General features: G+C 66.4%; 10 protein-coding genes. 8 read left to right on the forward strand and 2 right to left on the reverse strand.

What is annotated here, in order from left to right; genetic code table 11:
- Positions 1-855, forward strand: an 855-nt coding sequence (locus AC1DYI_RS15655) for an MFS transporter (RefSeq protein ID WP_477205053.1), incomplete at its 5' end; no start/stop codon positions are given.
- A gap of 92 nt (positions 856-947) precedes the next feature.
- On the opposite strand, the gene AC1DYI_RS15660 is transcribed toward AC1DYI_RS15655, so the two are convergent.
- Positions 948-2,192 carry a glycosyltransferase gene (locus AC1DYI_RS15660; RefSeq protein ID WP_477205054.1) on the reverse strand — a complete coding sequence of 415 codons (1,245 nt, stop codon included), beginning with the start codon at positions 2,190-2,192 and terminating at the stop codon, positions 948-950.
- Positions 2,193-2,310: 118 nt separating this feature from the next.
- Between AC1DYI_RS15660 and AC1DYI_RS15665 the strand changes: the two genes are divergently transcribed.
- The 3 genes from AC1DYI_RS15665 (at position 2,311) to AC1DYI_RS15675 (ending at position 6,518) form a co-directional block, all read left to right on the forward strand.
- The gene (locus AC1DYI_RS15665; protein WP_477205055.1) at positions 2,311-2,715 is read left to right on the forward strand and encodes a DUF2946 family protein; all 405 of its coding nucleotides are present in this window, start codon (positions 2,311-2,313) and stop codon (positions 2,713-2,715) included.
- A gap of 100 nt (positions 2,716-2,815) precedes the next feature.
- Positions 2,816-5,173, forward strand: coding sequence for a TonB-dependent receptor (locus AC1DYI_RS15670; RefSeq protein ID WP_477205056.1), 2,358 nt, complete (start codon positions 2,816-2,818; stop codon positions 5,171-5,173).
- A 10-nt stretch (positions 5,174-5,183) separates the two neighbouring features.
- Positions 5,184-6,518, forward strand: a complete 1,335-nt coding sequence (locus AC1DYI_RS15675) for a PepSY-associated TM helix domain-containing protein (RefSeq protein WP_477205057.1) — start codon at positions 5,184-5,186, stop codon at positions 6,516-6,518.
- Positions 6,519-6,621: 103 nt separating this feature from the next.
- Here the strand turns inward: AC1DYI_RS15675 and AC1DYI_RS15680 are convergent, their stop codons facing one another.
- Positions 6,622-8,424: a CocE/NonD family hydrolase gene (locus tag AC1DYI_RS15680; protein ID WP_477205058.1), complete on the reverse strand. Its 1,803-nt coding sequence runs from the start codon at positions 8,422-8,424 to the stop codon at positions 6,622-6,624.
- A gap of 307 nt (positions 8,425-8,731) precedes the next feature.
- Between AC1DYI_RS15680 and AC1DYI_RS15685 the strand changes: the two genes are divergently transcribed.
- The 4 genes from AC1DYI_RS15685 to AC1DYI_RS15700 all read left to right on the forward strand — a co-directional run.
- Positions 8,732-9,787 carry a DUF2157 domain-containing protein gene (locus AC1DYI_RS15685; protein ID WP_477205059.1) on the forward strand — a complete coding sequence of 352 codons (1,056 nt, stop codon included), beginning with the start codon at positions 8,732-8,734 and terminating at the stop codon, positions 9,785-9,787.
- Positions 9,784-10,620, forward strand: coding sequence for a DUF4824 family protein (locus tag AC1DYI_RS15690; protein WP_477205060.1), 837 nt, complete (start codon positions 9,784-9,786; stop codon positions 10,618-10,620). The genes AC1DYI_RS15685 and AC1DYI_RS15690 overlap by 4 nt, the downstream gene beginning before the upstream one ends.
- A 93-nt stretch (positions 10,621-10,713) precedes the next feature.
- The gene (locus tag AC1DYI_RS15695) at positions 10,714-11,373 is read left to right on the forward strand and encodes a glutathione S-transferase (protein ID WP_477205061.1); all 660 of its coding nucleotides are present in this window, start codon (positions 10,714-10,716) and stop codon (positions 11,371-11,373) included.
- Between the two features lie 323 nt (positions 11,374-11,696).
- Positions 11,697-11,901, forward strand: a 205-nt coding sequence (locus tag AC1DYI_RS15700; protein ID WP_477205062.1) for an FG-GAP-like repeat-containing protein, incomplete at its 3' end; no start/stop codon positions are given.

The raw sequence follows: 11,901 nt of genomic DNA on the forward strand, positions 1-11,901 counted from the left end.
ATCCTGATCAGCGGCATCGCCGGCTCGATGCGCTGGATCGTGGCCGAGGCCAGCGTGGCCGAGTTGGCCGGTGCGGCGACACGCGGGCGCACCGTTGGCCTGTTCGGCACGATGATCAGCCTGACCTACGTCGCCGGCCCGGCGCTGCTGGCCTGGGTGGGCACCGAGGGCGACGCGGCCGAACGTTCACGTTGGACAGCGGTGGCCATCGGCGGCCTCGGCGTGCTGGTCGGCCTGGGCATGCCGCAGATGAACAGCCACCTGAGCGTGGCCGGTGCGGCCGTGCCACGCCTGGGCTGGCGCGGCATCGTCGACGCGATGCGTGCTGCACCGCTGCTGCTCGTGGCGGGCGCGATGGGCGGGTTTTACGAAGCCGGCAGCACCGGTGTGCTGCCCTTGTACGGCTTGGCACTTGGGCTGGGCAGYGGCATGGCGGCGCTGCTGGTCTCGGCCTGCGGCCTGGGCGGCATGTTGACGATGGCGCCGGTGGGGCTGCTGGCCGACCGCTGGCCCCACCGCCGCATCTACCTGCTGGCAGCGGCCCTGACGGCGCTGGCGAGCCTGGCCATGTTGATGGTGCCGGCCTGGCCGCTGCTGGCCTATGCCGTTGCCGCGGCCTGGGGCGGCACCGGCGGTGCGATGTACACCTTGGCGATGGCCGATGCCGGTGCCCGCGGCACCGGCGTCGCGCTGGTCAACTTCACCGCGGTGCTGGTGCTCAGCTACACGTTGGGTGGCAGCGTTGGCCCGCTGCTGGGCGGGTTGGCGCTGAGCCTGGCGCCGGGTTGGGGCCTGCCGATGTTGATGACGGCGGCGGCGCTGGCGGGCTGGTTGGTCTTGTGGCGCAGCGCGTAGCGAATGCCCCCAGGGCCGGCTTGCGCACGGCCCACCACCCGCGGGGGGTCAAGCAAAGTGGCAAAGCCACATTGGCTTGAGCCGACAGTCGCTCAGCGTTTGCTGGCCGCCAGCGCCTCGACCGCGTCGGCAGCACGGCCGACAGCGTCGTCGTTGACGAGTCGATGCGCGAATGTGTTGCAACGTGCCTTGAGCGGCTCGTCCTCGATCAGGTGGCGCAATGCATCGGCCACCGCGGCGGGGCGGTAGCGGCTGGGCAGCAGTTGCCGCGCGACGCCCAGGGTCTCCAGGTGGTGGKCGTTGTCGAACTGGTCATAGCCCATCGGCCGCACCAGTTGCGGCACACCGGCCAGCAGCGCCTGGCTGGTGGTGCCGATGCCACCGTGATGCACCAGGGCGGCCAGCCGAGGCAGCAGGGCGCGGAACGGCGCATAGGGCACGTGCAGCACATCGCTCGGCAAAGGCTGCGGCCATTGCACGTCTCGTGCGATCAGCAGACCGCGGCGCCCGAGGCGCTGGCAGGCGGCCAGCGAGTTCGCAAAGAACTCGTGCGACTGCGCGTTGGCGGTGCCGGTGGTGAAGCCGATCGGYGCATCGCCCGCCTGCAAAAAGGTGGACAGCTCAGGCGACAGCGTTTGGACGTCGCCATGGTCGTACATCGGAAAGCCCGTGAGCACCACACCAGCAGGCCAGTCGGACTGCGGAGGCGCGAACCACGGCGGGAACATCGCCAGCGTCAGGTCGGCTTGCTGCAGCCACGCGTCGCACACGCGTTGCACAGGTGGCAGGCCAAGCGTGGCGCGGTAGTCGTTCAGCGGCGCCGTGAGCAGCGGGTCCAGAAAGAACCGGTCCATCAGCGACCAGAAGCCGCGCTGAAGGCCACGCGGCAGGCGCCCCAGCAAGCCCCACGGCGTGATGCGGGGTGCCCGCTCCAGCGAGCGGAACACCGACGGCGACAGGTGTACGGTGGCCGTGGGCACACCATGCGTTTCGCCCAGCAGCCGCGTGGCAAAGGCGAAGGTGCTGCCGATGGCCACCGTGTCACCGGGCACCACGTGCTCGATCATCGCCTGATGACCCGGGCGCAGTGCCTGCATGAACGACTCGGCGACCAGTGGCCAGCCAGCGCGGTGGTGGGTGACCTCTGGCCGCTTGAGCAGCGCTTCGGCCTCTGCCGCCTGGCCGGTGGGAATCAGCGGCAGTCCGGAGGCGAAGGGCTCGAAGACCTCGTTGGCGAACAGGAACACCTCGTGTCCGCGTGCCCGCAACGCCCTGCCGATGGCCACGAACGGCAGCGTGTCACCCAGGCTGCCGAGACAGGCGATCAGAACCCGCATGCATCTCCCCGATCTTCTTGATGGATGTCGGGTCGATTGTGCGGGCGCGAGCCTTGGCTGCCGTGGACCACGGGGTGACCATCGGCTGGTCGATAATCCGCGCGCCATGAATCGAGCCTTGCACCGCCGCCCCTCGGTGCCCACCCGCGTGTGGGCATGGGTCGTCGCGGTGTTGTTGCTGGTCCAGGCCGCCGTGCCTTTGCTCGCCACCGCCGCCGCTGCCCAGCGCGGGGTCGACCTGGTCGAGATCTGCTCGGTGTATGGCGCGCGGCTGGTGCAGATCGATGCCGGCTCGCCCGACAGCAAATCGACGCCGATGCCCGGCCAACACGCCGGCGGCTTCGACTGTGCCTTGACGCCGCTGCTGGCCAGCACGGCGTTGCCCACTCCGGTGGCTGCGGTGGTCTTGCATGCGCCGCCGCAGGCCTTCACCACCGTGGCGCCGGCCACCGAGGCCACGACGCTCGACGCCAGCCAGCGTTGGCTGGCCGCTCAGTTGCACGCACCACCTCGCTCGGTCTGATCTTCATCACAGCCTGAACCTGGCCTCGGGGCCTGCCCCGAGGTCGCTGTGCTCGCGCGCTGCCGTCTGGCTGCGCGCGGGCGATCCGATCCGAAGCACCATGTCCAAGTTTCCCTTTCGCGCGGGCGCGCTCGCCCGCGCCTGTTCGCTCGTCTGCGGCGGTCTGAGCCCCGTCCTCCATGCCCAAGGCGTGGCGACCGAGGCCGAACTCGCGCCCATCGTCGTCACCGGTGCGGCCATCCGCAGTGGCCTGCCCGGCAACCTGCCCGGCAGCACCGCGAGCAAGACTGCCGAACAGCTGCGCGAGCAGAACCTGTTCAACCCCGAAGACGCGCTGCAGTACGCGCCGAACACGACCATCCGCAAGCGCTACCTCGGCGATCGCAATGCGCTGATCGCCGGCCGCAGCTTTGGCACGCTGCAGCCGTCGCGTGCGCTGGTCTACCTCGACGGCTACCTGATCAGCAACTTCCTCGGTCGCTTCGATGCGCCGCGCTGGAACATGATTTCGCCCGAGGCGATCGAGCGGGTCGATGTGCTGTATGGCCCGTACTCGGCGCTGTTCCCCGGCAACTCGATCGGCACCACGGTGGCGGTGACGCAGCACGCGCCGCAGGCCTTCGAGCTGAGCGGCCGGGTCAGCGGATATAGCCAGCACTTCGACCAGTACGGTCATGCAGATGATTACGCGGGCCATCAGCTGTCGCTGCACCTGGGCCATCGGCTAGCCTCGGGCCTGTGGCTCGCGGCCGATGCGAACCACCAGGATTCGACCTCGCAGCCGATGCAGTACTTCACTGTATTGGCCGATGCGACGGGTGCCTTCCCGGCGGTGACCGGCACGCCCAAGACAGTCAGCGGCATCGTCTACGACACCGACCCGAAAGGGTTCAAGCGCGCGGTCTTCGGCGCCAGCGGCGGCGCCATCGACCACACGGTGCAAGACACGCTGAACCTGCGCGCCGGCTATCGCTTCGCGCCCGAGATCGAAGCCAGTGGCATGGCCTCTTGGTGGCACAACGACACCATCACCCACAACCAGACGTTCCTTCGTGACGCCTCCGGCGCCGCGGTCTGGTCCGGCCTCGTCACGGACGGCACGAACAGCTTCGACGTTCCCACCGCAGCCTTCGCCCCCTACACACGCGAAGAGACGCACCAGCAGCTCGGCGCAACGCTGAAGACCCGCCATGCCAAGGGCTGGAACGCCTCGCTGGTCGTCTCCGACTACCGCATCCTCGACGACACCAACCGCCAGGCGAGTAACCCCGATCCGGTGGCGGCCGATGGCGGTGCCGGCAGCGTGACGAGGCGCAACGGCACCGGCTGGAACACCGCCGAGCTGCAAGCCAGCTGGACGCCGACAGACGGCGACTGGACCGCCGGCCGCCACACGCTGGCCTTCGGTGCGCACCGCAATGGCTACCAACTCGACAACACCGTGGCCAGCATCGATGCCCCCGGCGACTGGCGCAAAGACGCCGGCACGGTGTCGCAGTTCTACCGCGGCCGGACCGAGGTGATGGCCCTCTATGCGCAAGACGCTTGGCGCCTGGCCGACGATTGGCGGCTGACGCTGGGCTGGCGCGAAGAGTGGTTCCGCGCGTTCGAAGGCCAACAGCTCGGCAAGGGCGTGACGGTGGCCTACGACAGCCGCCGTCTGCGCGGCCATTCGCCCAAGGCGGCGTTGGCGTTCACCGCCAGCGACAGCATGTTGCTCAAGCTCAGCGCCGGCCGTGGTGTGCGCTTCCCCAACGTCGAAGAGCTCTACAACGGCACGGTCACACAGACCAGCCAGACCCTGTCGGACCCGAACCTGAAGGCCGAGACCTCGGACGCGATCGAGCTGAGCGCCGAGCAGGAATGGGATCGGCAGCGCCTGCGCGTGTCTCTGTTCCATGACGACGTCAAGAACGCGATCCTGCGCCAGTCGACCACCGACCCGGCGGTCTGCAAGACCACTGGCAACGGCAGCGGTTCCACCTACACCTGCGTGCAGAACGTCGACCGGGTGAAGACGACCGGCATCGAGCTCGCCTGGTCGGCGCAGGACTTGGGGCTCAAAGGCTTCGGCCTCGATGCGAGTGCGGCCTACACCTTTCACAGCGAGGTGGTCGCCAACAAGAACGACCCCGCGATGGTGGGCAAGTGGTGGCTGCGCGTGCCACGCACCCGGGCCACGCTGCAAGCCAGCTGGCGGCCCGATGAGCATTGGCTGTTCGCGGCGGGCTTTCGCCACCAGGGCCGCGCCTACAACGACACCTACAACCTTGACACCCACCCGGATGTCTACGGTGGCATCTCGAAGCTCAACCAGCTCGATCTGCGCGGTGCCTGCAAATTCAGCCGGCAGCTCGAACTGGCGCTGGGCGCCAACAACGTGACGGACCAGCGCGCCTACCAGTCGCACCCGTATCCCGGCCGCACGCTGTTTGCCGAGCTGCGGTTCGCGCTTTGAAAGGCCACCGATGACTGCGACCCCTTTCGAAGCCCCGCAGCGCAAGGCGGCCCTGCGCCGGCTGTTCTGGCGTTTGCATTTCTGGGCCGGCCTGATCGGCGCACCGATCGTGTTGTTCGCCGCACTGACCGGCCTGGTCTACGTCTTCTCGCCACAGATCGAGGCCTGGCGCCATGCCGACATCGACCACGTCGCAGAAGGCACATCGGTGCTGCCGCTCGACCAGCAGGTCGCGGCCGTGCAAGCCGCCCACCCGGACGAAGCATTGCGCTACGTGGTGCCCGCGCACCACGCCGGCGACAGCACGCAGGTCTACCTGCGCGCGGCCTACGAGCACCATGCCCATGGTGGCCGAGGCGAGCACGATCACGGGCTGCCCACCGGCAGCATCGTCTATGTGAACCCGTACACCGGTCAGGTGCTGGGCCAGTTGCAAGAGATGCAGCGCTTCAAGACCTGGGCCAGGAAGCTGCACTCCAGCGCGTTGCTGGGTGACGGCTGGCGCTGGCTGCTGGAGCTGGGTGCCAGCTGGATGCTGGTGCTGTTTGCCACTGGTCTGACGCTGTGGTGGCCGCGTTCGGCCGCACGCGGTGGGCCGGGCTGGCGCGCGCTGATCCCGTCTCTGGGCCGCGGGCGGCGCAGCTGGCGCGACTGGCATGCCTCGGTCGCCATCGTGCTGGGGCTGGTGCTGTCGGTGGTGTTGGTCACCGGCCTGACCTGGGCCCGCTACAGCGGCGAGAACTTCAAGGCGGCGCAAGACGCGCTGGGCCAGTCCGCGCCCAGACCTGACAAGAGCTTGCAGTCGACACCGACGGCAAGCCGGGCGCCGCTGGGCTGGCAAGCCGTCTACGAGCACGTGCGGGCGAATGCACCTGACGTGACGATGCAGCTGACCCCACCGGCCGGCCCCACAGGCACCTGGCGCGCCGAGAACTTCGACCGCAGCCAACCGACCGGGCGCTTCACGCAGGTGATCGATGCCTATTCGGGGCGGGTGCTGTTCAGCCGCGGGTGGGACAAGCTGCCACTGCTGTCGCGCGCCACCGCCGTGGGGATCCCGTTCCACCGCGGAGAGTTCGGTCTCTGGAACCAGGTTCTGCTTGCACTGGCTGCATTGGCCGCCATCTTCTCGGTGCTGTCGGGCCTGGTGATGTGGTGGCTGCGCCGCCCCCATGGGCAGTTGGCAGCGCCACCGCTGGTCGTGTCTGATCTGCGCCTGGCACCGAGATGGGTCTGGCCAGTCGGCGCCGCGCTGGGATGGGCGCTGCCGGTGTTCGGCTGCAGCTTGGCCGTGCTGCTGGGGATCGAGGCGCTGCGTTTGCTGGTGGCACGAAGTCGACTGTAGGAGACGTGGTCGCTACCCCGGAATGTGGGCGGGGCCCGCCGACATGACTGCCGACGGGCCCCGCATGGCGAGCTCGAAGCTCGAAAGGAGCGATGCGCTCAGGTCAGTTTTTCGAGCCCTCGAAGAACTCGCGGATGAACTCGCGCACGTCCCTCGTCGGGCCAGCGGGGCCGACCACCGTGGTGGCCATCGGCGCCATTTCGCGCGGAGCGGCAATCTTCGGCAAGCTGCCGGCGAGCGGTACGGTGATCCAGGAGTTCTTGGTGTCGACAGTCGCGGTGACGGCTTCGTACGCGATCAGCGGGTTGGGCTTCTCCGCCGTGATGACCACGCCGAGGTTATGGCCCTTGGCGAAGATGCGGTCATCAGCATTGATCTCCCAGGTGATCTCGTACCACTGGCCCGGCACCAGGTCTTCCTTGACCTTCCACGACTTGTGGTGGCCGAGGTCGGCAATCGTGCGCGAGACGATGTAGGCGGTGTTGCCGTTGTAGTCGACCACTCGCGCCTGCAGGCCGGCGGCCTTGCGATCGACCTTGACGCGCAAGGTGATCGTGGCGGTGCCGGACTCGCGCACCTGGTCCGTGAGCTGGTTGCTCAGGAACACCAAACGGTCGCCGCGTGCCTGGTTCGGGTTCGCCACGATCGAGTCGCTCGAGTAGTCGCTCGCCTGCTTGAAGGTCAGGTAACGCTCGGCCCTGGACGATTGCGCGGTCAGCGAACCACCCAGCGGAGAGGTGAGCTGCAGCTTCTGGTCCTGCGTGCCGGCCGGCGGCCACACCGCGTCGGTCGACCAGGTCATGTCTTCGCGCTGGATGATGGCCTGCGGCTCGTTCGGCAACCCGTTGTCCAGGCCTTGCAGGTAGTAGTCGAACCACTGCAGCAGCGGGGTGCTGTAGGTGGAGCCGAACTCGTAGTACGGCTCGACGTGCTGCTTCTGGTGCAGGAAGATCCGGCGCTCGATGCCGTACTTGCTCAGCTCGTTCCACCACTCGCCGAAGTGGCGGGTCTTCACGTTCTCGTCGGTCAGGCCGTGCACCACGAAGACGCTGGCCTTGACCTTCGAGGCGTTGACCCGGAAGTCGCGCACCGACCACCACTTGCTGTAGCTGCCCGTCGGGTCGTCCGACTTGGTTTGCAGCACCGGCGTCAGGTCTTTGCAGACCTGGCTGTCGTAGTGGCTGACGTAGTCGGCCAGGAAGGCCACGTACTCTTCGTAGAACGGAATGCCGTTGCCGCGCGTGTAGTCGTACCAGCTGGAGATGGCGGCCACCGGCACGATGGTCTTCAGGCCTTCGACGCCGGTGGAGGCGACCGCGTTCGCGATCGTGCCGTCCCACGAGACGCCGATCATGCCGCTCTTGCCGTTGGTCCACTGGGTCGCGTCTGCGTCGCTGCCGTCGTCGTGGTGGCCCTTGGCCCTGCCGTTGGCCCAGTCGATGACGGCCTTGGTGCCGAGCACCTCACGGTTGCCGCCGACATCTTCGCAGCCGGTCGAGAAGTCTGTTCCCGGCAGCGCCACGGTCGCGACGGCATAGCCCCGCGGGACGAAGAAGTCGGTCTCCCACGCGTCGCGCGCGCTCTGGAAGAAATACGGCGACGCGTGGATGATCAGTGGCACCTTCGCGCCCCGTGCCGCGTTCGGGCGAGTGACCTCGACCTTGATGGTGTCGATCTTGCCGTCCTGGTCGCGGTCGAAGCCGGTCTCGACGTTGATGACCTCCTTCACGGCCTCTGCCATGTTGAAGACGGGCACCGTCTGGTTCCCGACCACCCAGGGCCGAGCGAAGGCGGCCTGGGCTGCCGAAGCGGTTGCAGTGAAAGAGCCCAGCGTGGCAGCCATCGTGCACACGCCGAACAAGGCCAGCGATTTCGAGCGATGGCCGATCGATTGTGTTGAAGTCATGGGTGTCCCTTGAGAAGAACTGATCGTGCAGATTCAGCGCATGGGCGGCGGCGGCGCTGCGGCGAGGATGATCCTGGAAAGCGAACCGCAGTTTGTTTCGAAAGTGACCCCCAAAACATCATGGATCGTCAGGTCGGCCGGCGTCGACGGCATTCGGACGTGCAAGCGTGAACACCAAAGTAGCACTTGCTCAGACCATGGGTATTGGCAAACGCTACCTCAGGCCCGTGTGCGCCAGCGTCGGGCGATGCAGTACTCTACTTGCGGCGTTATGCCAACTTGAGGCCCTTGCCGGCCAGGCACACCGATGACCGTCACCTCCCGCAATGAGGCTCAGCTGCGAGCCGACGACATCCGCGCGTTTCGTCATGAGCTGTCGCGACTCGAACTCGAAGGTGTTCTGCAAATCGACGAAGCGCAGCGCGGCGCGGTGGCCAAGCACCACGACGCGCTGCTGGCCACGCTGGCCAGCGGCTTCGACATCGACCGTGATCCGAAATCAAAGCAGCTGTCGCTTGGCATGCGCATCGCGTCGTTCATCGGTGCCATCGCGCTGGCGGCCAGTGTGTTCTTTTTGTTCTATCAGTTCTGGGGCTACTTCTCGACCGCGGCGCAGGTGGCCGTGCTGGTCGGCGTGGGCGTCGGCGCCTTCGTGTTGACGATGGGCGTCGCGCGCCGAGACGAGACGGGCTACTTCACCAAGCTGGCGGCGATGGTGGCCTTTGCCTGCTTCGTGCTCAACGTCGTCATGCTCGGCCAGATCTTCAACATCACACCATCCGACAAGGCGTTGCTGCCCTGGGCGGCGTTTGCCTTCCTTCTTGCATACACGTTCGAACTGCGGTTGCTGCAGGCGGCCGGCATCCTTTGCCTGATCGCTTTCATCTCGGCGCGGACCGGCACCTGGAGCGGCATGTACTGGATCCACTTCGGCGAACGGCCGGAGAACTTCTTCCCCGCGGCCCTCGCGATCTTCATGCTGCCTCAACTGCTCGACCAGTCCAGATACTCAGGCTTTGCGGCCACCTACCGGGTCTTCGGCGCACTGACCCTGTTCCTTCCCATGCTGGTGCTGGCGAACTGGGGGCAGGTGAGCTACCTTGATCTCGATCGCGACCTGATCGAAAGCCTGTATCAAACCATCGGCTTCGTCGGCACGGCAGCGTTGATCTGGTATGGCGCGCGGCGCCACTGGCCCGAGGTGGTGAACACCGGTGTCACGCTCTTCGTGATCTTCTTCTACACCAAGCTCTTTGACTGGTGGTGGGAGTCGATGCCCAAGTACCTGTTCTTCCTGGTGATGGGCCTGACCGCCATCCTGTTCTTGTTGGTCTTCAAACGGCTGCGCCGGGTGACCCCATGAAGTGGACACGCAAATCCGCGTTGATTGCGGGCCTCGCCCTCATCACCACGACCAACCTGGTGGCGCTGGGCGGGGCGGCCTACAACCGGTCCGGCGAGCCGGACAGCGTTTTCAGCGTGACGCAGCGGGAACTGCGGCCGCCCTTTGAAGGAATTCACAGGAGTGAGAACAGCGGGTTGACGCTGCACCTGCGTTGGCGCGTGCCGCTGCAAACCGAGATCCGGAGCGTCTACGCCTTCGATGGTGAGGGTGGGGGTGCCCCCACCTGGCTCGACGCGGCCAAGATGGCCGAACTCGGTTTCGACCAGAAGACCGCTGTCCATCGTTCAGGCGCAGATGCAGACTGGCGTCGTGAGCGCCAGCTGCCCAGGGACGTGCTCGTGGTGCTGGAAATGGACGGGCCGGTCTATCAGCAAGCGCTCGAGCGCGCCAGGCAAGCCGCCAAGCAGGTGGAGTCGAAGAACGAGCGGGGCGAGGGCAAGAAAGACGCCCAAGAGATCATCGACAGGGAAGAGCGCGGAAGCAGCCGGTTGTTCGCGGTGGATGCCGGCCTCGATCGCGAAGCGCTGCGGGCGAAGTACCCGGACCGCAAGACATACGCAATCGTTCGCGGTCAGGTGCGCCCCGCCTGGGAGCCTTCCGGCAAGGTGGGCGGCGCCCTCTACGATCTGAGCGCGGCAGCGATCAACGTGCCTGTGGAAATGCGTGGTGCGTTCGAAGGCGTGTTGCCACTGAGCTACCAGCGGTCAAAGGACGAAGGCCGGCACTTCGAGGCCCAGGTCGCGTTTGGCCAGCGGCTGGAGCCTTGGCTCGTTGCCGCGACCCCAAAGTAGCGCTCGTCCGCGCCTTCTATCGAAACCTGGTTTGCTTTGATAGGCTGGCGAGGCCGCGCCCGCGCGAAGCCGGAGCCGCTGAAAGCCGTCCCCTTGCCAACCGTCGAGCCCTTGCCGCTGCTCTACAGCTACCGCCGATGCCCCTATGCGATGCGGGCCCGCATGGCCCTGCTTCAGGCGAGGGTGAACTTTCAGGCCGTCGAAATCGTCCTGCGCGACAAGCCCGCTGAGTTGCTGCGCCTGTCGCCCAAAGCCACGGTACCCGTTTTGCTGTTGCCGGACGGACAGGTGCTGGACGAGAGCTGGGACATCATGCGCTGGGCGCTGGAGTCGCGCGATCCCGATGGCTGGTGGCGCCGCGCTCAGTCCCCCGAGAACCTCGCGCTGCTGCAATGCAACGACGGCGACTTCAAACACCACCTGGACCGCTACAAGTACCCCGAGCGCTACCCAGCGGAAGCGAGACCCCGCGATGGGGTGCGCTCGCAGGCGGTGCAGGCCCTGCTCGATCCGCTGGAGYAGCGCCTGCAAAGCCAGCGCTATCTGGGTGGCACAACGCCATGCGCCACCGACCTGGCGATCTTTCCCTTCGTGCGTCAGTTCGCAGCCGTGGAGCCGGGTTGGTTTGACGAGCAGGCGCTGCCGGCACTCAGAGCCTGGCTAGCGGCTTGGCTCGACAGCGAGTTGTTCGCGATTTGCATGACGAAGCTGCCGCCTCAGTCTGTTGCTGGCTTTCCTACGCTGTCGGCCTGAGCCGGCGGGTTGTGGTCGACGGATGGGCCGTAGTCGGCCGTCTCGTGCCTTCCCCGCGCGTCGACAGGCTCGATAGAGCCGTCTATATAACAGATCATCATGACGTCATGAGAAATGTCGCGTGATGTTCGGCCGGATCGTTCCTCACAGCCGGTTGCAACTGCCTGATCGTCGATGTCGCGATCGGAGATCGCTTTCCGTCCTTCTGGATAGGTGGGGTTCGTGGGAGCACGCATCAGCCACCATATTCATTAATCTAATAAGTTATGTACATACCTAAAAGTTTCAAGCTGGCGACCTGCGCATTGTTGGTTTCTTCTTCGATGGCCGTCCAGGCCAAGTACAAGGAAGAGTATCTCGAGTACAGCAAGGGTTGGGGGTCGGTTGTCGCCGACTTCAATGGCGATGGCCATGACGACATCTTCGTCTGCGGTCATGACGAGGACGACCAGGTCTGGTACTGGACCAAGAACGGCTACAAGCCGGCCGAACAGGTCTTCGAGCATGTCGACCGGCACGACTGCGACG

The sequence above is a fragment of the Ideonella sp. P3_A4 genome (assembly GCF_056403075.1).